Here is a 21483-nt window from a genome sequence, read left to right as displayed (position 1 = left end):
ACGCAGTCATCCATCCCGTTAGGAATACGCCCTTACTTTCGCCGCGCCCTTTACGGTCGGCTGGAAGGCCGCAACGCGGCCATGGCGCCAGCGCATGGCGACCGTATTCCTTGAAAAGTGAAGTAAAGGTCGCCGTTTCGCGGTGATGCCGTTGACGGCTACGTGATGGCCGTCGGCTTTTCGAACGGCAGCGGCACGGCGCCAGTCGTGGCGATCTGCGTGCGCGCGGCGGGAATTTTTTCCTCGTCGCCGTCGACCACCACCAGGATGCGGCCCGCTTGCACTTCGTCCTCGAACTGGCGGCTTACCGGATCGTCGACCGCGGAACCGGCGAGCGCGGTCGACCACGCACCCAATGCGCTGCCACCCACCGCCATGGCCACCGCGCCCGCTACTGTGATGCCCAACGGTGGAATGGCTACCGCCACCAACCCGGCGATCAGGCCGATCGCCGCGCCGCCTGCCGCACCCTTGGCCGCGGCTGGATAAAAATCACCCTCGACCACCTTGCGATCGTCGGGAATCAGCTGCGACTTGTCGCTGCGCGCGATCAGGGAAATATCGTCATCCGCGATGCCGATGGCACGCGCCTTGTCCATTGCCGCGCGCGCACCGGCCATATCCTTGACGCTGAATACCATTCGCTTCTTCATGGAACACCTCCTGCCGAGGCATAGTTATCGCGCGGATAACAGCGCTTCATGACGAAACAAGCGCGGCCACCCTAGGTCAGATCAGCGCGGCATCATGCAGCAGTTCGCTCAACGCCGCCTCGGTTTTAAGGCCAATGAAATGATCGTCCGCCACCCAATGCAAAGTCGCGAGCAGCGCCGGATCGCTACTCACCACCAGCGTCCAGCGATCGCAGCAATCGTGGCCCGGTGCGGAGCGATCGGCCAGGTATTTATGTTGCCCGACGTTCACGGGCCCGATCCGGAGGGCGACGGTGTGGACGATGTGGCGGCGGGGCTGGCAGGGCTTGTCAAGCTCGACGTCGATGCCGGTTGCCGCGGCGTAGTGGAAGTGGGCGAAGAGGAAGCCTCGGTCGGACTGTAAGGCTGCTGTACCGCGGGATCCCGGTCGTGACAGCCACCGAGGGCGAGCAGGGCAAGTCCCATGCCGAATACAGCGGGGCCAAACAGGGCGGACTTCGAAAACGACAATACGTGCAGGCGCCGGGGCATAACGATTCTCCACGATCGTTGATTGATCACACCGTGCCACGCATGGCTTGAAGAAAACGCATGCATGAGGTCAACGCGCCATGCCTGTGGCACATACCTTCCCTCGACGGCTGCAAGCGTATTCCTGCTTATCTGGCGTCCAGGAGATCTCCATGAGCTCGACCAATCAATACACCATGCGCGACCCCACCACCCAGTATCCGCGTCCGCCCTTCGCGGAGCAGCCGCAGGAAGCGCCCGGCCTGGCCAAGAACATGAAGCCGCGCCCCGACCACGGCGAGGACAGCTACGTAGGATTTGGACGTCTAAAAGGCCGCAAGGCGCTGATCACCGGCGGCGACTCCGGCATCGGCCGCGCAGTCGCCATCGCCTTCGCCCGCGAAGGCGCGGACCTGATGCTGAACTACCTCCCCGAAGAAGAGGAAGATGCCAGGGAAGTTTTGGAGATCACTCGCGCCAGCGGTGTAAAGGTGCACACCTTCCCCGGCGACATCAAGGACGAAGCGTTCTGCAAGGAACTGGTGGCAACGGCGGTGAAGGAGCTGGGCGGATTGGACATCGTGGTGAACGTGGCCGGCAAACAGGCTTACCAGGAAAGCTTCCTGGACATCAGCACGGAGCAGTTCGACCAGACCTTCAAGACCAACGTCTATGCCCTGTTCTGGATCTGCAAGGCGGCCGTGCCGCACCTTCCGCGGGGCGCGACCATCATCAATACCGCATCGATCCAGGCCTATGACCAGTCACCGATCCTCGGTGACTATGCGCCGACCAAATCGGCGATCGTCGGCCTTACCAAGGTGCTGGCCAAGCAGCTCGCCGAACGCGGCATCCGTGTCAACGCCGTGGCGCCCGGGCCAATCTGGACACCCCTGCAACCCTCCGGCGGCCAGCCGCAGGAAAAGGTGAAGGAGTTCGGCAAGAACGTACCGCTGGGCCGTCCCGGCCAACCCGCCGAGCTGGCCTCGATCTATGTATTCCTGGCCTCGCAGGAATCGAGCTACGTCACGGCCGAAGTGTATGGCGTGACCGGCGGGCATCCGCTGCCCTAGGCTGCACGGCACAGCGGAGTGCGTGCCGCCTGTGCTGTGCCGATCCTATTCGTCGATTCGTATTTTTGCCTTTATCCCTGCGCCTGATAGCAACGTTGCTCATAGTGATAGGTGACGTTGTTGTCCTGGTGGTTTTCCTGGATCTTCTTGCCGGCATAGCCACCGGCCACGACACCGCCGACCGTAGTCAGCGTCTTGCCGCTGCCGCCGCCGAATTTGCTGCCGACCAAGCCGCCCGCCGCCGCGCCAACCAGCGTACCGGCGATCTGGTGGTTGTCCCTCGGCTGGTCCGCCACTCGCACCCGGCGACAAACTTCATGCGTGGCCCCCGGATAGTCCTGCGCCATTGCAACACCGGCGCTCATCGCCATCAGCATTCCCATCAATCCCAGGCTTGCCGGCATTCGCTTGTTCATAAGCACACCTGCTTCAATAAGATGTGGTCCATTATTTTGCGACAAGTGTGAGGACCGGGTCGCGGGCGCGGATAGGTTCAGTCAAGAACCAGGGTTTTCTTGTTCGTTTTATTGCAGCCTTGCCATTTCTGCTCACGGCAAAGCAACAACAGCGACGCGGGAAGCGCTGACGCTGGCAAGCACCGACGTCTACTGCGCGGGCTGGCCATTGGACGCTGACACGCCGCCGTCGACCGCAACGTTGGCGCCGGTCATGAAACTCGCGTCGTCGCTGGCGAGGAACGCCACCACCGCGGCGACTTCTTCGGGTTCGCAAACGCGCCCCAGCGGAATGCGCTCTTCGAATTTCGCCACCAGTTGCCGGTCCTTCAGCATGTCTTCGGTCATGCCGGTGCGAGTGAGGCTGGGACATACGGCGTTGACGCGGATGCCGCTCTTGCCCAGGTCCAGCGCCAGCGACCGCGTGAGATTGACCACACCGCCTTTCGCCGCATTGTAGGGACTCATGCCCCAGTCGCCGCCGGTGCCGGACACGGAAGCGGTGTTGACGATGCAACCCTTGCTTTTCTTCAAATGTGGAATCGCCGCACGGCTGCCATAGAAGACGCCGCTAAGGTCGGTGGCGATCACCTTGTTCCAGTCCTCGTCGTTGATCTCGGCGGGTTCCCCTTCGGCATGCACGCCCGCGTTGTTGACCAGCACGTCGAGCCTGCCGAATTTTTCCACCGCCTGCTCGACCGCGTTGCCGATGGTTTTGGAGTTGGAGACATCGGCCTCGATCGCCAGCGTATGCGCGGCAGGAAGGTGCTGCGCCACGATCCGCGGATCGACGCGATCGACCAGCACCACGTCCGCGCCTTCTTCCGAGAAGCGCCGCGCCACCGCCGCGCCAATGCCCGACGCCGCGCCAGTTACCATCACTACCCGACCTTGGAAACGCTGCATGATCACCACCTCTCGCCGCTATGGCGCAGCACGGTGACATTTGATGGGTTGCGCGGGCGTCTAGGAAAAGTGGCGCGCGCGTCGATCAGACCGGCTCGCGCGGGATGGACGCCGTAGCGGGAGCAAGCGCGGCGCGCAATTCACGCGACAGGTCATCCATGGTGAAGGGTTTGCTGAGCAGGCGCACGCCCGGATCGAGCATGCCGTTATGGACGACAGCGTTGCGCGTGTAGCCGGTCATGAACAGCACGATCAGATCCGGATGCTCGTCCTTGATGCTGTCGAACAGCTGGCGGCCATTGATCCCCGGCATCACCACGTCGGTCAACATCACGCTGATGCACCGCTCGCGTGCCAACAGCTCGCGCGCCGATGCGGCGTCCGCCGCGGCGATCGCTTCGTAACCGAGTTCTTGCAGCGCGGAAATGACGAACTCGCGCACGTCGTTATCGTCCTCGACCACCAGCACGGTATGGCGTTCTTCGGGCCGCGCGTCCGGCACCCGCTCGTGCTGGACTTCTTCTTCGGGCTTGGAGGTATCGCGTGGCAGGTAGATCTTGATGGTGGTGCCCACGCCCGGTTCGCTGTAGATTTTCACGTGCCCGCGCGACTGCCTGGCGAATCCATGCACCTGGCTGAGCCCCAGCCCCGTGCCCTGCCCGACTTCCTTGGTAGTGAAGAACGGCTCGAATGCCTTGTTCATCACGTCCGCCGGCATGCCGCAACCCGTATCAGTGACGGCCACCATTACGTATTGCCCGGGTGAAACTTCGCTGTTCGCCTCGGCATACGCGCGATCAAGGAAGGCATTGGCGGTTTCGATGGTAAGCCTGCCTTCGCCGTTCATCGCATCGCGCGCATTCACCGCCAGGTTGAGGATCGCGCTTTCAAGCTGCGCGCGATCCACATAGGCGCGCCACAATCCCCCGCCCCGCACGGTTTCGATGGCGATGTTTTCGCCCAGCGATCGGCGCAGCATCACCGCAATGTCTTCCACGCACTGGTTGACGTCGGTCGGCTTGGGCTGCAGCGGCTGCTGGCGCGAAAAGGCGAGCAGCCGCCGCGTGAGTTCCGCGGCGCGCGATGCGCCAGTGAGCGCATTCGTGGCCAGCGTGTGGCAGCGGGCGTCTTGCTCCGGCAGCCGCTTGATCAGCATTTCCAGGTTGCCGACGATGATCGCCAGCATATTGTTGAAATCGTGCGCCACGCCGCCAGTGAGCTGGCCCAGCGCTTCCATTTTCTGTGCTTGCCGCAATTGAAGTTCGACGCTTTCGCGATGCGCCATTTCCCTGCGCAACGTATCGTTCTTGTCGCGCAAGTCGATGGCATAGCGCCGCGTCTTCATGATGACCGCAAACGTCATGATGCCGGCGAGCACGGCTGCCAGGATGGTGGCGAAGGTCAACAGGTTGCGCTGGGTCGCGGCGCTCGCGCTGCGCTTGCGCAGCATGTCCAGTTCGGTGCGATCGAAATCGGCCACGACGCCATGGATCTGCTCCATGAGGTTGCGGCCCAGGTTGGTCTTTATCAGCGCCATCGCCGCGCCGGGGTGATTTGCCTCGCGCTGGCTGACAGTGCCGGACAGTTCGTGCATTTTCGCCGCGATCAGCCGGTACAGGGTATCGAGCTGCCGCTGGTGTGGCGCGCTTTGCCCGGTCAACTGGCGCAGTTGTCCTTCCAGCAGCGGCAACTGTTTCTGCGCGTCATGGAAAGGTTTGATATAGCTGGGATCGCCCGTCAGCAAGTAGCCGCGCTGGCCGGTCTCGGCGTCTTCCAGCGTGCCGAACAGTTGTTCCATGGTCTGGCGGACCAGCATCGAGCGGTTGACCAGGCGGTCGGCGCTGATACTTGCAAAGGTGGCGATGACCAACATCGCGCACACCGCCACGAGCAGGAAAAACCCGCCGATCATCCCGAATCCGATACGCGGCTGACGCGGTGCGTATTGCATGCGAACTCTTGGCAAACGGACAAGCACGCGACGGCTCGCTGGCCGTCATTCCCTATGCGGCGTGCATGGTCCGGTGGAGCGCGTTCCCTGTTCCCTGGTCGATCTGAACCACACTATTAGCCTTGCCCTCAGGCGGCTTCCAGTTGCCCGTGGATCGCCGCAAGCAGCGTCTTGCGATCGAACGGTTTGGGCAGGTAGGTCATCCACGAGGGAAGGCTGTTATCAGGTGGTTCGGCGGCGCCGGACATCACGATCAACGGGCATTTCAGGCCATCTTCGTGCATGGCCACCCCCATCTCGATGCCGGTCATCCCCTGATTGAGGTTCAGGTCGGTCACAATCACGCCAATGTCCGGCCGCGTCGAAGCGACCTGCCTGGCTTGCTCGGAATTATGGGCGGCCACGACTTCGTAGCCAGCATCCTCAAGCATGAAAGCAGTCACTTCGAGGACATCCCGATTATCATCAACGAGCAGAACAGTCTTCATCCCATCCTCACTCGGCCATGCCGATATCAGCAACAAACTGAACGTTATGTGGCGGCAGCCCAACGGTCAATGAATAAATGCAAAGCAGGCGAACGATAAGGCAATTGGACGTCAGCGATGTGAAGCCGAGGTCAAAATGCGTGTTGCATAGTGTAAACCATGCGCACGTTCACGGCGGTGCGACGGCCGGCTGACTAGCTTGCCAGCCTCATTGCTGCCGATGGGTCGAAGTGCTGAAACGATTTGGCTGGATCGTGTTTGTGGTGATCCTCTGCGGATTCATCCTGGTGGGGGCGTATCGCGCACTCCGTCATCAGGAAGCACGGCCACCCACGCCGCACTCGCCGCCCTATCGCTGATCCGTGGCCCAGGCTTGCAGTGGCCCATCACGCTCATCCCAATGCTTTTCTATGCGGCCCGCGCTCGATGCAAACCGTCCCAGCCACGGAGCGCCCACGCGCCTTGACTGAAGCGAAGCGCACGGACAGCCCGATGCGCCCCTCATGCATGGCAGTGCCCTTCCCCGCAACCGGGGAAGGGCACAAACCATGCGCCTTGCGTTGCGTCAATGACCAGCCGAAGTCGACGCCGGAGCTGGCGTGGCGGCAGTCTGCGAAGACGCCGGATTAGTTACCGGGGTATTGTTGTTGGCCGGACTGTTCGCCGGATTGGTGGGCGAGGTCGCCGGGGTGGCCGGCGCCATGGGCGTCGGCGACGTTGAAGGATTGGCGGCACCGTTATTGCCGTTGTCGGGGTTGTGGTTGCATCCGCCCATAGCCAGACCGATGCAGGCAACCGCCATGCCGAGTACCGTGCGATTCATGAGATTTCTCCTGACGTGACAAAGTGATCTTTCGCGTCGTACCGAGTGGGATCAGTAACCCTTACTGAGGTAACGATTACGAGCCTCACAGTGAACCACTTGTATGCAAGGTGTTGTGGAATGCTCGTCAACGCGGCCGTCCACATTCACTGTACAGTCGACAAATGGTCTCCTCCGCCCTGCAGGATGGGTTGCTGCCTGAACAGCTACCCATCCCTCGTGCTTGCTCCTTGATTCAATAGCGCCTTGCCCGCACGGCACACGTGATCGACCGTGAAGCCGTATTCGCGCACCACCGTGTCGCCGGGTGCGGATGCGCCAAAGCGGTCGATGCCCAGCATGGCGCCCTGCGGGCCGACATATTTTTCCCAACCCTGGGTCACCGCCATTTCCACCGCCAGTCGTGCACTTACCGACGGCGGCAGCACCGCTTCGCGCTCCGCTTGCGGCAGGCGGTCGAACAGTTCCCAGCTGGGCATCGATACGCAACGCACGGCGATGCCTTCGGCGGCGAGCCGTTCGGCGGCGGCCACGATCAGGCTGACTTCGGAACCGCTGGCGATAAGAATCAGCGTGGGGCGGCTGTCCGGCGCATCCGACAATACATAGGCGCCCTGCCGCAACCCGTCAGCGGACGCATAACGGGCGCGATCGAGCGTGGGAAGTTTCTGCCGGCTCAGCGCCAGCAGCACCGGCCGATCACGTGTTTCTACCGCAACCTGCCAGGCGACCGCCGTTTCATTGGCGTCGGCCGGCCGGATCACCGTGACATTCGGTATCGCACGCAAGCTGGCCAACTGCTCCACCGGCTGGTGCGTGGGCCCGTCTTCGCCCAGCGCGATGCTGTCGTGGGTGAATACATGCACCAGATGCAGGCCCATCAAGGCGGCCAAACGGATCGGCGGACGCATGTAATCGGAGAAAATCAAAAAGGTTGCGCCATAAGGAATAAAACCGCCATGCGCGGCCAGGCCATTGACGATCGATCCCATCGCATGCTCGCGCACGCCGAAGTGAATATTGCGTCCGGTGTAATCGCCATGTTCTTCGTCGGCATCGCGCGGCCCGGTTTCACCCGTGCGCGGCGGGCGGAAATCGCCGAACTTGCTTAGCGCCGTCTTGGTGGACGGGTCCAGGTCCGCCGAGCCGCCGACCAGGGCGGGAAGCCGCGGCGCGATCGCGTTCATGATTTTTCCGGAAGCTTCGCGCGTCGCGATACCTTTTTCATCGGTGTCGAAGCGCGGGATATCCGCGGCCCATCCTTCCGGCAATTCGCCTTGCAGGCGTTGCCGCAGTTCCGCGTACAGCTCGGGATAGTGGCTCTTATAGTCGTTGAACAGCTGCATCCACGCGCTTTCCTGATCGCGGCCCTGCGCAACCGCTTCGCGCATATGCGCGGATACGTCGTCAGGCACCAGGAAATCCGGTTCCAGCGGCCAGCCCAATTTTTCCTTGGTCTTGCGCACGTTGTCCTTGCCCAGCGGCGAACCATGCGCCTTGTAGCTATCCTGTGCGGGCGACCCGAAACCGATGTGGGTACGCACGCGGATCAGCGATGGCCTGGCCACCTCCAGCCGCGCCGCGCTCAGCGCACTGTCCAGCGCGGCAAGGTCGTTGCCGTCTTCCACCGTCGCGGTGTGCCAGCCGTAGGCCTGGAAACGCTGTATGCAGTTTTCCGAAAAGGTCACGTCCGTGCTGCCGGCCAGGGTGACGCTGTTGTCGTCGTAGAAGCAGATCAACTTGCCCAGTTTCAGGTGCCCGGCCAGCGAGGCCGCTTCCGAGGCCACGCCTTCCATCATGTCGCCGTCGCTGGCGATCACATAAGTATGGTGATCGATGATCGTGTAGGTGTCGCGGTTATAGCGCGCCGCCAGCTGCGTTTCGGCGATCGCCATGCCCACCGCGTTGGCGAAGCCCTGTCCCAGCGGTCCGGTAGTAGTTTCCACGCCCGGGGTGTGGCCGCGTTCGGGATGTCCTGGCGTCTTGCTGCCCCATTGCCGGAACTGCCGCAGGTCATCCAGCGTCAGGCCATAGCCGGCCAGGAACAGCAACGCATAGAGCAGCGCCGAGCCATGTCCGGCCGAAAGCACGAAGCGATCGCGGTCTGGCCAGAGCGGATTGAGAGGATTGTGCTTGAGATAGCGCTTCCACAACACATAAGCCATCGGCGCGGCATCCAGCGGCAAGCCAGGATGGCCGCTGTCGGCCTTCTGCACCATGTCGACGGCGAGGAAACGGATGGTATCAACGCTTTGCTGATCGAGTTTTGCGGACATGATGATTGGCGGTATGGATGGCTGGAAGGGTATCGTGTTATTGCGCCGCATTGCAGGCGTCGTGGCCGCAGGTGCATTGCGTACCTTCCGCACGCAACTTGTCCGCCTGCCGACAATGATCGCTGCAATACTGACCCGTTTCCGCAACCTTGCACTTGCAAGGACCATACGCGCACGAGTGATCAATCTCCACGGAGCTCACCTCATCAATGGGCACGACGTCGTGACGCACCATGCGACGTCGCCGGTTTGGACGGAGTGAAAATAAAGGCCGCTTGGCGTGCAGGCGCAGCAAAGGAGACCACTGCGGTCATCCATCGACGCATCGATGCGGCATGCAATGCATGACGCAGGCTGCACGTCGCGTACCCATGGCGTGAATGTCTTCCATCACACCGTGACCACGCGCATGGATGCTACTTTCGATACTGGAACGTCAGTCCCGCATGAGCTTTTCCCCCATTTTGTGCGCCGGATGACTCATGGCGAATTGCATATCGGCATTGCAATGGATGCGTTGCCACTTTCGACACGGATGGCCGATATACCTTGGTGTCTGCTTGATCACGGCATGCGCGCCGCCGACGCGGCCACCGCAGTTTCCGGTGCGTCGGCAGGCGCCGCTGGCCGGCACGCCGGCAGGCACGGCCAAGTGGCCGCAAGAAAACTGGTGGAAACGTTACCAGGATCCACAACTCGATCGCCTGATGGCGCTGGCTACGCGCGATTCGCCCGATTTGCAGGAAGCGCAGGCGCGCTATTCCGCCGCCGAACGCGCGGTCGCGGTGCAAGAGGCGCAATTGCGGCCGCAACTGCGCGGCTATCTCGACGCTGGCCATGCGTACAGCAAAGCCGACATCCACGCACAGCCGAGCATTGGCACCACGACCCAAAACATCCAGCTCAGCCCCAGGCACAGCTGGAGCAACAGCGGCCTTGCCGCCGCGCTTTTCACGTGGGATCTCGATTTGTGGGGCAAGCAGAAGGATGCCGTGGCGGAAGCCCTCGGCCAGGCCAACGCGGCCAGGGCCGAACGCGCCATGGCCGCCGACTCCCTGCACTACAACGTCGCCAGGACGTACTTCGACTGGCAAATCCAGCAGGCACGACTGGCGCTTGCCAAAGACGCCGCGCGCGACGCCAGCCGCTATCGCGAGCTGGTCGCGTTGCGGGTGCACGCCGGCCTGGACGATCCGCAGACGATCGACCAAGCCGATGCGCAATTGGCCGAACAGCTGCGCAGCGAAGCACAGGTCGAAGGCAGCATTTCGCTCGATCAGGTGCAACTGGCCGCGGTTATCGGCGTCTCCGAGCAGGAACTGGGTTCACTGCAGGCGCACGCGCTGCCGGTCGCCGACACCGATATTCCGCCTTACGCCGGACTGGAACTGATTGCCCGCCGACCGGATATCGTGGCCGACCGTTGGCAGATCGAAGCTTCCATCAAGGGTATCGATTCGGCCAGGGCCGCCTACTATCCGGACGTCAGTCTGATGGGATTGGGCGCCTACCTGCAGCTGTATCCCAATCTTGGCTCAGGAACGCAAGCCAACGTTGCACTGGCCAACATCGGCCCCTCCGTCAGCCTGCCGATCTTCTCCGGCGGCCGCCTGAAAGCGCAACTGGAAAGCAGGCAGGCTGAACTCGACAGCGCCGTGGCGGCCTACAACAGCACCGTGGTCCAAGCCGCGCACGACGTCGCCGAGCAGATCGCCACGCTGCAGCAATTGCAAGCCGAACAAATCCAGACCGATCGACAGGTGGCCGATGTAAGCACACAAAACGGACGCGCCAACCACCGCCGCCGACAAGGGCTGGACGATGATCGCACCTGGCTGGGCCTGCAAATGCAACTGGACCAGCAGCGCGATACGCAAGTGCAGCTCAGCGGCCAGCTGCTGGCCACCAACCTGGCCTTGATCCATGCGCTGGGCGGCGGCTATCACGCGGCCGATCTGCCTTCGCTTCCCGCTAACGCCACTGCACAGGATGCTTCGCGATGAGCCCGGACCGCGATGAGCACGAACACGAACAACACGACGATGAAGCGCCCGGCCCATACCGGTATCGCTACAAATACCTGTACAAATACGGCGCCGAGAAGGATGAAAAGAAAGACGGCAAAGACAGCTCCGATAGCGACGACAAGGAGCAGGACAAAAAGCAGGACCAGGATGGCAAGCAGAAAGACGATGGCAAGAAAGACGATGACAAGAAGGATAGTGACAAGAAGGATGATGACAAGAAGGACAGCGACAAGGACAAGCAAGATCCCGAGCAGAAGCGCAAGCAGAAACGCAAGCGCATCATCGTCATGGCGATCATCGCCGGCGTGTTCCTGCTCATCGCACTGATCTGGCTGCTGCTTTACATCTTTGTCTTCAGCCAGCGCGAAACCACCGACGACGCCTACGTGCGCGGCGACCTGGTCACCATCTCGCCCCGCGTGGCGGGCACCGTCGTGGAAATCGCAGTGGAAGAAACCGAGCGCGTGCATGCCGGACAAGTGCTGCTGCGCCTTGACCCCGCCGACGCGCAGGTCTCGCTGATGAATGCCGAAGGGCAATTGGCCCAGGCCGTACGCGAGGCGCAGCAGAGCATCGAACAGGCCGCCGAGGCGGACGCCGCAGTGGTACAGCGGCGCGCGCAATACCAGACCCAGCGCGACGAATACGACCGCCGCTTCCCGTTGGTACAGGCGCATGCGGTGGCGCCGGAAGAAGCCTTCAACGCCAACCGTCAGATGCGCGCCGCCTATGCCGCGCTGGAGCAGGCCGAGCGGCAGGCGGATGCGGCGCACGCCCAGGTGGACGGCACCGATGTGCACAGCTTCCCGGCAGTGGTACAGGCGCGCGCGCAGTTCCGCAACGCATGGATCAACAACAACCGCAACGCCATCGTCTCGCCGATCGACGGCATTGCGGCGCGCCGCCAGGTGCAGGTCGGCCAGCGCGTGCAGCCGGGACAGGACCTGCTCACCATCGTGCCGCTGACGGATCTTTGGGTCGACGCGAACTTCAAGGAAACCCAGTTGCAGAACATCCGCATCGGCCAGCCGGCAACCATCACCACGGATATCTATTCGCACGCCACGTACCACGGCAAGGTGGTGGGCTTCAACGCAGGCACCGGCAGCGCCTTCTCGCTGCTGCCGGCGGAAAACGCCACCGGCAACTGGATCAAGGTGGTGCAGCGCCTGCCGGTGCGCGTGTCGCTCGATCCGAACGAGTTGCGCAAGCATCCGCTGATGGTCGGGTTGTCCACCTATGTCAACGTCGATACGCACAACCGCAACGGCATCATGCTGCCGACCCGCGTCAGGAACCACCCGCTGATGAGTACCGACGTGTACGAACGGGAGGTCAACCAGGCGGACGAAAAAGCCGAGGAGATCATCCGCGCCAATACCGTATCGGCGCCCTCTTCCGATGTGTTCTGCGTGCAAGGCAAGCCGGCCAGCGCGCACTCGGTGCTACCCGCTCCGTGCGCGCGGGCGAACCTGTCCTCGCTTTCGGAACACTGAGGCATGGCCGACGAACAGTCCGACGGCTCATCCAAGCCGCCCCTCACTGGCGGCATGCTGGTGCTGCTGACCGCCGGCGTGTCGCTGGCGACCTTCATGGAAGTGCTGGATATTTCCATCGTCAACGTTGCCGTCTACACCATCGCCGGCAACCTTGGTGTCAGCCGCACCGAAGGCACCATGGCGATCAGCGCGTATTCGATGGCCAGCGCTGTGATGCAGCCGCTGACCGGCTGGATCGCGCGCCGCTTCGGCGAAGTGAAAACCTTCACCATGGCGGTGATGCTGTTCATCGTGTTCTCGTGCCTGTGCGGTTTCGCCACCAGCATGCCGATGCTGATCGTGTTCCGCCTTTGCCAGGGCGCGGTGTCCGGGCCGATGGTGCCGCTGTCGCAGACCCTGCTGCTCAATAATTATCCAGCGCAAAAGCGCTCGATCGCGCTGGCGCTGTGGTCGATGATGGTGGTGGTCGCGCCGATCTTCGGCCCGATCCTCGGCGGCTGGATCACCGACAACTACAACTGGTCGTGGATCTTCTTCATCAACGTGCCGGTAGGCCTGTTCGCGCTGCTGATCTCCTACATGCTGCTGCGCGACCGCGAAAGCAAGACCAGCAAGGTCAAGCTCGATGGACTGGGCCTGTTCCTGCTCGCCGTCGGCGTGGGCTGCCTGCAGTTCATGCTCGACAACGGCAACGATTACGACTGGTTTTCATCGAACATGATCCTGACCCTGGCACTGATCGCCGTGGTCTGCATCACCTTCCTGATCGCCTGGGAACTGATGCACGATCAGCCCGTGGTCGATCTGTATTTATTCAAGCAACGCAATTTCGCGGTCGGCGTGCTGTGCCTGGCGCTGGGCATGTTCGCCTTTTTTGGCGGCACGGTGGTACTGCCGACCTGGGTGCAGCAGGTGATGTCCTATACCGCCACCTGGGCCGGCTTCGCGGTGGCGCCGATCGGCATCCCGGCGATCTTCATGTCGCCGCTGGTCGGCCGGTTCCAGCACAAGTTCGATCTGCGCGTGCTCAACACCATGGGCTTCGCCATCTTCGCCGTATGCTCGTACTGGATGTCGGGCTACAACGACCAGGTCAGCTACTTCAAGCTGGCGCTGCCACGCATGATGATGGGCTGCGGCATCGCGCTGTTCTTCGTGCCGGTGAACCAGATCATTCTTTCCAACCTTCCACCCTCCAAGGTCGCAAGCGCGTCGGGACTGGCAAATTTCTTCCGCACCATCGCGATGAGTGTCGCCACCGCGATCAGCACCACCCTCTACACGCACCGCAGCATCTACCACCACGCGGTACTCAGCGAACATACGCATACCGACGCGCGTGCCACCAACGAGTGGCTGGATCGCGTCCAGCAATTGGGCATACAGGGCCGACCAGCCTATGCGGCCATGAACCAGGTGGTCGACGGCCAGGCTGCCACGCTGGCCATCAATGATGTGTTCTGGTGCTTCAGCCTGATCTTCGGCTTTGCCATGGTCGCGATCTGGTTCGCCAAGCCGCCGTTTTCGGCCAGCTCCCAGGGCGGCGGGTAATCCGTGCCGCCCCAGGCTGGACACATGTCCTTCACATCTGGGTCACGACCGGCATGAATGATACGCAGGTTGGGGGACAGGATGCCGCAGCTATGCTTGGGGAACGATACATGCACGTGCTTGTTGTTGAAGACGATCTTGATACCAGGGATCTGCTTCATCACGCCTTGCTCAAGGCCGGTTACGAAGTATCCCTCGCCAGAGGGGTATCCGATGCCCTGCGCCTGTCGCGGCTGCATCCGGATATCGGCGTCGTAATCATGGACATGCATCGTGGCCATCGCCTTTCCATCCTCGAAATGACGCACGAAATGCGCCAGTACCTGCCCCATGGGCACTATGTGCTCGCCTCCGGCGAATGGGATGCGCTTGAGCCCAGCTGCCAGCGCGACATGACGGTACTGCGCAAGCCTTACGGCATGAATGACCTGTTGCATGCGGTACGGCGCTGCGATACCCGTCGCGAGAACCTCCTGGTCACGCTGCTGGCCGAACCCATGCTGCTGCCCGCCTGACTTCTCGCCGGCATCACGGCCGATCCGGAATAAAGAACCTCCCCGTTAGGCGGAGGTCGTCATGGCGCGTCCCATCTGGACCGGCAACCTGACATTCGGACTCCTGAACGTGCCCGTGTCGCTGATGTCCGGCGAACGCGGCACCGACCTGCACTTCCGCATGCTGGACAGCCGCAACAAGGCTCCCGTGCGCTACGAGCGCGTCAACGCCGAAACTGGCGAGGAAGTGCCCTGGAAGGAAATCGTCAAGGCATTCGAATACAAGAAAGGCAACTATGTGGTGCTCGAACCGGAGGACCTCAAATCGGCCGCCAGCGAGAACCGCGAATCGGTCGAAGTGGAAGCCTTCGTCAACGCCGAACACATCGGCGCCGAATACTTCGAAAAACCTTACATCCTGGTGCCTGGCAAGAAGGCCGAAAAAGGCTACGTGTTGTTGCGCGAAACCCTCAAGCGCACGCGCAAGGCGGGCATTGCCAGGGTGGTGATCCGCACGCGCGAGTACCTCGCCGCCGTCATGCCCAGGGATTACGCCCTGGTGCTGGTGCTGATGCGCTTCCAGCAGGAACTGGTCGACCCGGATGAATACGCGATCCCCAAGGAAGCCTTCAAACACTACCGCATCAGCGAACGGGAACTGTCGATGGCCGAACAGCTGATCGAATCGATGACCGGCGAGTGGGCGCCTGTCGAGTACAAGGACGAGTTCCGCGATCGCCTGAAGAAAGTGATCGAGAAACGCATGAAGACCAAGGGCGCACTCGCCAGCATCGAAGAGCCCGAGGCGGACGAAACCGAGGACACCACCAATGTGGTGGATTTCATGGCACTGCTCAAGAAAAGCATCGACACCAAACAGCGCACGCCAGCCAAGAAAACCGGCCAGTCAAAGCCGGCGCGCCGGACAACCAAGAAAACGGCGAAAAAGAGCGCGAAGAAATCGGGCACCCGGCGCAAGGCCAGTTGACGTTTTTTGAAAATCGAGCCATGACCGTCACCGCAATCATGCATACCGCTGCTCGCTGCTCTCCATGGGGAAAGGCTGGGGCTGAGCGGATCCACCCGCGACTGCAGCGAACCAAAGCAGACCGCCACGGACATTTGCCGCGAGGTTGGCCGCTCAGCTGGGCCTTCTCCGCGAAAGGCAGAGAAAGCAGGATGCCGGCACCCTTGCCATGCAGCCGACCGATCCGGCCATGAGCAAAATCAGGATCGGCATCTCCGGCTGGCGCTATCCACCCTGGCGCGGCGTCTTTTATCCCGAAGACCTGCCGCAACGCGAAGAACTGCACTACGCCTCGCGCCAGTTCGGCACCATCGAGATCAACGGCAGCTTCTATTCGCTGCAAAGCCCCGGCAGCTATCGGAAGTGGTACGAAGACGTGCCACGCGGCTTCGTGTTCGCGGTCAAGGCACCGCGCTACATCACCCATATCCGGCGCCTGAAGAACGCGGAAAAGCCGCTCGCCAATTTCTTCGCCTCCGGCATCCTGGAGCTGCGCGAAAAGCTGGGGCCGATCCTGTGGCAGCTGCCGCCCAGCCTGCGCTACGACGAGGAAGTGCTGGAAACGTTCTTATCGCAGTTGCCGCACGACACCGAACAACTCGCCGCGATCGCGCGCCGGCACGACCGTACCATCGCCAAGGCCAGCATCAAGGCGGACCGCAAGCGCCGCGTGCGGCATGCGATGGAAGTGCGTCATCCAAGCTTCGAGGACGACGCTTTCATCGCGCAGCTGCGTCGCCACGATGTGGCGCTGGTGGTGGCCGACACAGCCGGGAAATGGCCATTCCTGGAAGACGTCACCGCCGGCTTCATGTACCTGCGCCTGCATGGCGACAAGGAGCTTTACGCCAGCGGCTACACGAACGCCGCGCTGCAACGATGGCGCCGGCATATCGATGCCTGGCAGCACGGGCGCCAGCCCCGGGACGCCAGGCGCCACAGCGGGGAAAGCCCACGCCGGCGCACCGGCCGCGACATCTATTGCTATTTCGACAACGACACCAAGGTCAAGGCGCCGTTCGATGCGCACAAGCTCGAGCAGAAGCTGGGCCTGATCTAGGGTGCATCGGTTCGATAGATGCGCGCTGCCTGACTGCCGAACATCCCGGTCACATCCGGTTGCCTTGTCCTTGACGTTATTCGTTGCAAGTTAGTTGCACGGTGTGCGCGAATCCATCGACATCTGCGCATGGCTGTCACCGTGCACCTTGTCGCCATGAGATCGCGGAGCATTCGTGACCCTTCGGGAATACCAGCGCAAGCGCCGTTTCGAAAGTACCAAAGAACCGAAGCCGGATGCCGCCGTGCCGGAAGGAAAGCGCGCGCTGTTCGTGGTGCAATTGCATCACGCATCGCGCCGCCACTTCGACTTTCGCCTGCAGGTCGGCAATGTTCTGAAAAGCTGGGCGGTACCCAAAGGCCCCAGCTACAACCCCGAGGTCAAGCGACTGGCGGTGGAAGTGGAAGATCACCCGGTAGCCTATGCGGATTTCGAGGGCGATATCGAGGAAGGCTACGGCAAGGGCCACGTGGACCAGTTCGACCTCGGCGTGTGGTCCAGCGCAGGCGATCCTTTGGCGCAACTGGAAAAGGGCCACCTGCACTTCGAATTGTTCGGCAAGCGGCTCAAGGGCGGCTGGCATCTCGTGCGCAGCGGGCGCAAGGAGCGCCAGCCGTCATGGTTCCTGATCAAGGCCGATGATGCCTACGCCAGCGACGTGGAAGCCGACGACCTGATGGACGAAAACATGCGTGCGAGCACGCGCCGGGCCGCCAGGTCGGAAAGCACGCGCGCCGCGGCCAGGAAATCGACCGCACGAGTCCGCCAGCCACCTGCCAAGCGCGCCGCCGTGCGCAAGACGCCGTTGCTGACGCGGGCGCAAAAATTACCGCACGCAAGAAAAGCATCTCCGAGCGCGGCGTTTTTCAAGCCTGCGCTCGCGCAGTTGCGCGATGAGCCACCGGCCGGCGACAACTGGATCCACGAAGTGAAATGGGATGGTTACCGCATTCTGGCCACCATCGCCAAGGGAAAAGTCGCGTTGTGGTCGCGCAATGCGCTGCGCTGGGATGAAAAAATACCTGACATTCTGCAAGCGGTGGAATCGCTGGGGCTGGAATCGGCGCACCTGGACGGCGAACTGATTGCGACCGATAACCAGGGCCGCAGCGATTTCAATGCCCTGCAGCAGACCCTGGCGGGCGAAGCGCAGCGTCCGCTGGTCTACGTATTGTTCGACCTGCCCTACTTCGAAGGCTACGATCTTTCCCGTGTGACGCTGGTCGAACGCAAAGCATTGCTGGAGCGCATGCTGGGCGATGGCCGCCGGCATCTGGCGCTCAGCACGCACACGCGCGGCGACGGCGCCGCGGCGATGGAGCGCGCCGTGGAGCATCAGCTGGAAGGCATCATCTCCAAGCGTGCCGATTCGGGTTATCACGCTGGCCGCAGCGGCGACTGGATCAAGGCGAAACGGCTGGAGGGCGATGAATTCGCGGTAGTCGGTTACACGCCGCCTAAGGGCAGCCGCAGCGGATTCGGTTCGCTGTTGCTGGCACGGCCCGATCCGCAACGCCGTGACGGATGGATTTTCGCCGGCCGCGTCGGCACCGGCTTTTCCGATCGTTCGCTGGCCGAGACGGCCAGCTTGATCACCGCCCATCCATCGCGGAACGCGCCATCGAACCTGAAGAATATTGATCCGCTGCTGCGCGACGCACGCTGGATTTCTCCCACCCTGGTCGCCGAGGTGTATTACCGCGGCATCGGCAACAACCATCTGTTGCGGCAACCCAGCCTGAAGACCTTGCGCATGGACAAATCCCCGGACGACCTCAGGAAACCCGATCGCCGCGTCGCAAAGGCAACCCCGGGGCCAAGCCCGGCCATCCGACACGGCACGGCAAAGAAAGTATCCGGCCGCGCTCCCGCCGCATCCGCCGGCAACGACACGGTGACCATCACGCATCCCGATCGCGTGGTGTACCCCAGCGACAACATCACCAAGGGCGAAGTGGCGGAGTATTACCGCAGCATCATGAAATGGCTGCTGCCGGGCGTGCTGGATCGGCCTTTGTCGATCATCCGCTGTCCGGAAGGCGCGGAGAAAACCTGCTTTTTCCAGAAACACCCGATCCAGGGCCTGCATCGCGTCGGGACCGTGCGGCTCAAGGAGGAAAAAGGTTCGCAAGCGGTCTACCTGTTCGCCAGGGACGCCGACTCGGTACTGGAATTGGTGCAGTTCGGCACGCTCGAATTCCACGTATGGGGCGCCACCGCCGCGCGTCCGGATAACGCTGACCGGATCGTGTTCGACCTGGATCCCGCGCCCAAGGTGGGCTGGGCGCGCGTGGTCGCCGCGGCGCGTCTGCTGCGCGGCTTGTTGAGCCGCATCGGGTTGCAATCGTTCCTGCGCACCACCGGCGGCAAGGGCCTGCACGTGGTCGTGCCGCTCAATCCCGGCTGTCCATGGGCGCAGGTCAAGGATTTCTCGCGCGCCATGGCTTCGACCATGGCCGCGATGCATCCGCAGGAATTCGTCGACACGGCCAGCAAAGCCAAACGTGCCGGCAAGATCTACGTGGATTACCTGCGCAACAGCCGCGGCGCCACCAGCATCGCCAATTATTCGCTGCGCGCCCGCAAGGGTGCTCCGGTCGCCACGCCACTGCGCTGGGAAGAACTATCGAAAATCGAGCGCGGCGATGCTTTCACCATTCACACCCTGCCCCGGCGCTTGGCGCGGCTGCGCAAGGACCCGTGGGAGGGCATCGCCGCGATCGGGCAGTCGCTCGATTCGGCCATTGCAGTGTTGAACAAAGCTCCATGACGGCAACTGCCATTCCTTTCATGTGCACGGAGATTGCTTATGACGACCATGCTGGATAAACCGCTGCGACGCGAGATCGACATCGAAGGCCAGGCCTATACCGTGGTGCTCGATGCAACGGGCATCAAGATCGCCAGGAAGGCTCATCGCAAAGGGATCGAACTGAAGTGGACCGAACTGGTCAACGGCGATGCGGCGGTAGCGGCGGCATTGAACGCCTCCTCGTCGGCAAACGCGCAGGAGTAACAGCCAAGCTGAAAGGTATATCCCCACGCCCCTCCCTGTCGGCGGGAGGGGCCAGCCAGCGCCGCTTTACGAGCCAGAACGTCTCGATTTGGCGGCCTTCTTTGCCGCCGTGGAACGGCCGCTTGCGCCTTTCGTGCGCGCTGCCTTCTTGGCCGCCGCCGAACGCGACGCGGCGCTGCGCTTGGACGAAGCGCGCTTGGCGTGCGCCGACAGCGAACGCTTCGATGCCGCGCTCGAACCTTCCCGGCGCAGCGCCTTCGAGGAAGCGCTCGCACGCTTGCTGCTGCTCGCACGCTTGGCGGTAGCCCGTTTGGCGGTACTGCCACGCTTGCGATGCGCGGCGGCCTTGTTGGTGCTGGCGCTCTTTCGCGCCGCTTTCCTGGTGGCTGATTTCTTGGCCGACGCTTGCTTGGTCGATGCTTTTTTGGTCGATGCTTTCTTGCGCGGCACCTTGACTCCCGAACGGCGCGCCTTCGACAGGCCGATGGCGATCGCCTGCTGCGGCGAACGCGCACCGTGCTTGCCCTTGCGCACGTGCTCGATCTCCTCGTGCACGTATTCGCCGGCCTGGGTACTGGCCGATTTTCCTTCGCGCTTGTCTTTGGCAGCGGCTTGGCGAGTCTTCTTCTCAGGCATGGAAACATCTCCGATGTAAGAGCGAAATCAGCTTTACTCGTCAGGGCGTCGAGGGGTCGTCAAGGCGACTCACGGCGTTCGCTTGATCACCGTGATGCGTCCATTGGGCTCCAGCCTGGCGATGCTGATCGTTGCGACGTCCTCCAGGCCGGCCGCGTGCAACGCACGCCGGAACGCTGCCGCAGGCATGCTTACACGCTCCAGCGCGCCGGGCACCACTTCGCCATCGTGCACCAGCACCGTCGGGCGGCCTTCGACCACGCGGTTGATCCACGTCGAGCGCGTGCATATCCACGCCAGCGCGCGGTCGGCGGCAAGGATCGAAGCCACCGCGATGATGCCGCCGGGAAAGGACGTATCCGGGCCGACGATCGAATTGCGCAACGTACCGCCGACCAGCACCAGCACGATCAAATCGAAGGTGGACAAGTCGCCGAAGGAACGTTTGCCCACGATGCGCATCATGAACAGTATGGCGATGTAGGCGCCGATGCCGCGCAACACGAAATGCCACCAGGGCATGGCAAGTACGAACGGGTGGCTCATGACGTATCTCCTCGGCCAGTGCATGCGCGCAGAGTGTGTCGCCGTCGCGTGTGAAAGATCGTCGAATTGACGTGAACGAAGTTCCCGCACCGGCGATGGTGACCATGGCCGCGTGAGTACGACGCGCGTCGCGATAGAAATGGCACGAGTGCGCTCACAAGGATTTCGTCCCGCGTGCACATGCGCGCGGTCAAAGTCGCTCCATCAGCCGCAAGTGCCGCGCAGGCGCGGATAAAGCCATGAATCGCACTATCTCTTCCACATTTCCATCGATACCGGCGACCGGCGCCGTGTCTGCGCCAGACCTGCGTGCGCATATGCCACCGGAACCCGATCCGACCAAGCCGCCGGCACCCGAACCGCCCGGCCCCAACCCCGAGCCACCGCTGCCTACTCCGGAGCGGCCGCCGTTGACCGAACCGGAACCATCGCCGCCGCCGATCGGCGATCCGGTCGGTACACCGCCGGTGCCGCAGGCTTTTATCTGACGAT

At 62.5% G+C, this 21483-nt stretch carries 22 protein-coding genes; 12 read left to right on the top strand and 10 right to left on the bottom strand.

Going from position 1 to position 21483, the window contains the following annotated elements; translation table 11 throughout:
* Window positions 1-158 precede the first annotated feature (158 nt).
* Complete coding sequence (locus tag ISP15_RS15980; RefSeq protein ID WP_404548693.1) at window positions 159-653, bottom strand: hypothetical protein; 495 nt, start codon at window positions 651-653, stop codon at window positions 159-161.
* A gap of 76 nt (window positions 654-729) precedes the next feature.
* The gene (locus ISP15_RS15975; RefSeq protein ID WP_404548691.1) at window positions 730-924 is read right to left on the bottom strand and encodes a hypothetical protein; all 195 of its coding nucleotides are present in this window, start codon (window positions 922-924) and stop codon (window positions 730-732) included.
* On the opposite strand from ISP15_RS15975, the gene ISP15_RS15970 reads away from it, so the two are divergent.
* Together ISP15_RS15970 and ISP15_RS15965 are read left to right on the top strand one after the other, a co-directional pair.
* Window positions 907-1056 carry a hypothetical protein gene (locus tag ISP15_RS15970; protein WP_404548690.1) on the top strand — a complete coding sequence of 50 codons (150 nt, stop codon included), beginning with the start codon at window positions 907-909 and terminating at the stop codon, window positions 1054-1056. The two genes, ISP15_RS15975 and ISP15_RS15970, sit on opposite strands and share 18 nt — an antisense overlap.
* Before the next feature lie 280 nt (window positions 1057-1336).
* Window positions 1337-2236: an SDR family oxidoreductase gene (locus ISP15_RS15965; protein WP_404548688.1), complete on the top strand. Its 900-nt coding sequence runs from the start codon at window positions 1337-1339 to the stop codon at window positions 2234-2236.
* Window positions 2237-2307: 71 nt separating this feature from the next.
* Here the strand turns inward: ISP15_RS15965 and ISP15_RS15960 are convergent, their stop codons facing one another.
* The 6 genes from ISP15_RS15960 to tkt all read right to left on the bottom strand — a co-directional run bounded on the left by ISP15_RS15960 (window position 2308) and on the right by tkt (window position 9135).
* A complete protein-coding gene (locus ISP15_RS15960) occupies window positions 2308-2652 on the bottom strand; it encodes a glycine zipper 2TM domain-containing protein (protein WP_404548686.1) in 345 nt (114 codons plus the stop codon).
* Window positions 2653-2841: 189 nt separating this feature from the next.
* Complete coding sequence (locus ISP15_RS15955) at window positions 2842-3597, bottom strand: SDR family NAD(P)-dependent oxidoreductase (RefSeq protein WP_404548685.1); 756 nt, start codon at window positions 3595-3597, stop codon at window positions 2842-2844.
* 85 nt (window positions 3598-3682) lie between these two features.
* On the bottom strand, window positions 3683-5548 hold the full coding sequence (locus tag ISP15_RS15950) for a CHASE3 domain-containing protein (protein WP_404548684.1): 1866 nt from the start codon (window positions 5546-5548) through the stop codon (window positions 3683-3685).
* A gap of 128 nt (window positions 5549-5676) precedes the next feature.
* On the bottom strand, window positions 5677-6036 hold the full coding sequence (locus ISP15_RS15945; RefSeq protein WP_404548682.1) for a response regulator: 360 nt from the start codon (window positions 6034-6036) through the stop codon (window positions 5677-5679).
* Between the two features lie 565 nt (window positions 6037-6601).
* Complete coding sequence (locus ISP15_RS15940) at window positions 6602-6859, bottom strand: hypothetical protein (protein WP_404548681.1); 258 nt, start codon at window positions 6857-6859, stop codon at window positions 6602-6604.
* Between the two features lie 206 nt (window positions 6860-7065).
* Window positions 7066-9135: a transketolase gene (tkt, locus tag ISP15_RS15935; RefSeq protein ID WP_404548680.1), complete on the bottom strand. Its 2070-nt coding sequence runs from the start codon at window positions 9133-9135 to the stop codon at window positions 7066-7068.
* Between tkt and ISP15_RS15930 the strand changes: the two genes are divergently transcribed.
* The 9 genes from ISP15_RS15930 (at window position 9134) to ISP15_RS15890 (ending at window position 19809) form a co-directional block, all read left to right on the top strand.
* On the top strand, window positions 9134-9397 hold the full coding sequence (locus ISP15_RS15930; protein ID WP_404548679.1) for a hypothetical protein: 264 nt from the start codon (window positions 9134-9136) through the stop codon (window positions 9395-9397). The genes tkt and ISP15_RS15930 overlap by 2 nt on opposite strands.
* 298 nt (window positions 9398-9695) lie before the next feature.
* Entirely contained in the window at window positions 9696-11138 is a 1443-nt protein-coding gene (locus ISP15_RS15925; RefSeq protein WP_404548678.1) for an efflux transporter outer membrane subunit, read from the top strand.
* Window positions 11135-12658: an HlyD family efflux transporter periplasmic adaptor subunit gene (locus tag ISP15_RS15920; protein ID WP_404548677.1), complete on the top strand. Its 1524-nt coding sequence runs from the start codon at window positions 11135-11137 to the stop codon at window positions 12656-12658. Before ISP15_RS15925 ends, ISP15_RS15920 begins: the two co-directional genes overlap by 4 nt.
* A gap of 3 nt (window positions 12659-12661) precedes the next feature.
* Window positions 12662-14212: a DHA2 family efflux MFS transporter permease subunit gene (locus ISP15_RS15915; protein WP_404548675.1), complete on the top strand. Its 1551-nt coding sequence runs from the start codon at window positions 12662-12664 to the stop codon at window positions 14210-14212.
* Window positions 14213-14322: 110 nt separating this feature from the next.
* Window positions 14323-14727 carry a response regulator gene (locus tag ISP15_RS15910; RefSeq protein ID WP_404548673.1) on the top strand — a complete coding sequence of 135 codons (405 nt, stop codon included), beginning with the start codon at window positions 14323-14325 and terminating at the stop codon, window positions 14725-14727.
* A gap of 61 nt (window positions 14728-14788) precedes the next feature.
* A complete protein-coding gene (ku, locus tag ISP15_RS15905) occupies window positions 14789-15694 on the top strand; it encodes a non-homologous end joining protein Ku (RefSeq protein ID WP_404548672.1) in 906 nt (301 codons plus the stop codon).
* A gap of 229 nt (window positions 15695-15923) precedes the next feature.
* Entirely contained in the window at window positions 15924-16793 is an 870-nt protein-coding gene (locus tag ISP15_RS15900; RefSeq protein WP_404548671.1) for a DUF72 domain-containing protein, read from the top strand.
* Between the two features lie 175 nt (window positions 16794-16968).
* Window positions 16969-19563 (top strand): DNA ligase D, encoded by a 2595-nt coding sequence (gene ligD / locus ISP15_RS15895; protein ID WP_404548670.1) that lies wholly within the window; start codon window positions 16969-16971, stop codon window positions 19561-19563.
* Between the two features lie 39 nt (window positions 19564-19602).
* Window positions 19603-19809: a hypothetical protein gene (locus ISP15_RS15890; RefSeq protein WP_404548668.1), complete on the top strand. Its 207-nt coding sequence runs from the start codon at window positions 19603-19605 to the stop codon at window positions 19807-19809.
* A 66-nt stretch (window positions 19810-19875) separates the two neighbouring features.
* On the opposite strand, the gene ISP15_RS15885 is transcribed toward ISP15_RS15890, so the two are convergent.
* Window positions 19876-20445 (bottom strand): DUF6496 domain-containing protein, encoded by a 570-nt coding sequence (locus tag ISP15_RS15885; protein WP_404548667.1) that lies wholly within the window; start codon window positions 20443-20445, stop codon window positions 19876-19878.
* A gap of 69 nt (window positions 20446-20514) precedes the next feature.
* Window positions 20515-20991: a DUF421 domain-containing protein gene (locus ISP15_RS15880; protein WP_404548666.1), complete on the bottom strand. Its 477-nt coding sequence runs from the start codon at window positions 20989-20991 to the stop codon at window positions 20515-20517.
* A 239-nt stretch (window positions 20992-21230) separates the two neighbouring features.
* Between ISP15_RS15880 and ISP15_RS15875 the strand changes: the two genes are divergently transcribed.
* Window positions 21231-21479, top strand: coding sequence for a hypothetical protein (locus ISP15_RS15875; protein WP_404548665.1), 249 nt, complete (start codon window positions 21231-21233; stop codon window positions 21477-21479).
* Window positions 21480-21483 lie beyond the last annotated feature (4 nt).

The sequence above is a fragment of the Dyella jejuensis genome (assembly GCF_044904675.1).
GTDB classification, from domain to species: domain Bacteria; phylum Pseudomonadota; class Gammaproteobacteria; order Xanthomonadales; family Rhodanobacteraceae; genus Dyella_B; species Dyella_B jejuensis.
The sequence above is the reverse complement of the archived record's forward strand: the minus strand, read 5'-3'. Positions and strand labels throughout refer to the sequence as shown.

What these genes read in the sequence shown, in the direction of transcription:
- ISP15_RS15940 (WP_404548681.1), bottom strand. Translation starts at nt 6,859, where the DNA reads ATGAATCGCACGGTACTCGGCATGGCGGTTGCCTGCATCGGTCTGGCT.
- ISP15_RS15930 (WP_404548679.1), top strand. Translation starts at nt 9,134, where the DNA reads ATGATGATTGGCGGTATGGATGGCTGGAAGGGTATCGTGTTATTGCGC.
- ISP15_RS15915 (WP_404548675.1), top strand. Translation starts at nt 12,662, where the DNA reads ATGGCCGACGAACAGTCCGACGGCTCATCCAAGCCGCCCCTCACTGGC.
- ISP15_RS15960 (WP_404548686.1), bottom strand. Translation starts at nt 2,652, where the DNA reads ATGAACAAGCGAATGCCGGCAAGCCTGGGATTGATGGGAATGCTGATG.
- ISP15_RS15910 (WP_404548673.1), top strand. Translation starts at nt 14,323, where the DNA reads ATGCACGTGCTTGTTGTTGAAGACGATCTTGATACCAGGGATCTGCTT.
- ISP15_RS15885 (WP_404548667.1), bottom strand. Translation starts at nt 20,445, where the DNA reads ATGCCTGAGAAGAAGACTCGCCAAGCCGCTGCCAAAGACAAGCGCGAA.
- ISP15_RS15970 (WP_404548690.1), top strand. Translation starts at nt 907, where the DNA reads ATGTTGCCCGACGTTCACGGGCCCGATCCGGAGGGCGACGGTGTGGAC.
- ISP15_RS15955 (WP_404548685.1), bottom strand. Translation starts at nt 3,597, where the DNA reads ATGCAGCGTTTCCAAGGTCGGGTAGTGATGGTAACTGGCGCGGCGTCG.
- ku (WP_404548672.1), top strand. Translation starts at nt 14,789, where the DNA reads ATGGCGCGTCCCATCTGGACCGGCAACCTGACATTCGGACTCCTGAAC.
- ISP15_RS15875 (WP_404548665.1), top strand. Translation starts at nt 21,231, where the DNA reads ATGAATCGCACTATCTCTTCCACATTTCCATCGATACCGGCGACCGGC.
- ISP15_RS15965 (WP_404548688.1), top strand. Translation starts at nt 1,337, where the DNA reads ATGAGCTCGACCAATCAATACACCATGCGCGACCCCACCACCCAGTAT.
- ISP15_RS15945 (WP_404548682.1), bottom strand. Translation starts at nt 6,036, where the DNA reads ATGAAGACTGTTCTGCTCGTTGATGATAATCGGGATGTCCTCGAAGTG.
- ISP15_RS15880 (WP_404548666.1), bottom strand. Translation starts at nt 20,991, where the DNA reads ATGAGCCACCCGTTCGTACTTGCCATGCCCTGGTGGCATTTCGTGTTG.
- ISP15_RS15950 (WP_404548684.1), bottom strand. Translation starts at nt 5,548, where the DNA reads ATGCAATACGCACCGCGTCAGCCGCGTATCGGATTCGGGATGATCGGC.
- ISP15_RS15900 (WP_404548671.1), top strand. Translation starts at nt 15,924, where the DNA reads ATGAGCAAAATCAGGATCGGCATCTCCGGCTGGCGCTATCCACCCTGG.
- ISP15_RS15920 (WP_404548677.1), top strand. Translation starts at nt 11,135, where the DNA reads ATGAGCCCGGACCGCGATGAGCACGAACACGAACAACACGACGATGAA.
- ISP15_RS15980 (WP_404548693.1), bottom strand. Translation starts at nt 653, where the DNA reads ATGAAGAAGCGAATGGTATTCAGCGTCAAGGATATGGCCGGTGCGCGC.
- tkt (WP_404548680.1), bottom strand. Translation starts at nt 9,135, where the DNA reads ATGTCCGCAAAACTCGATCAGCAAAGCGTTGATACCATCCGTTTCCTC.
- ISP15_RS15890 (WP_404548668.1), top strand. Translation starts at nt 19,603, where the DNA reads ATGACGACCATGCTGGATAAACCGCTGCGACGCGAGATCGACATCGAA.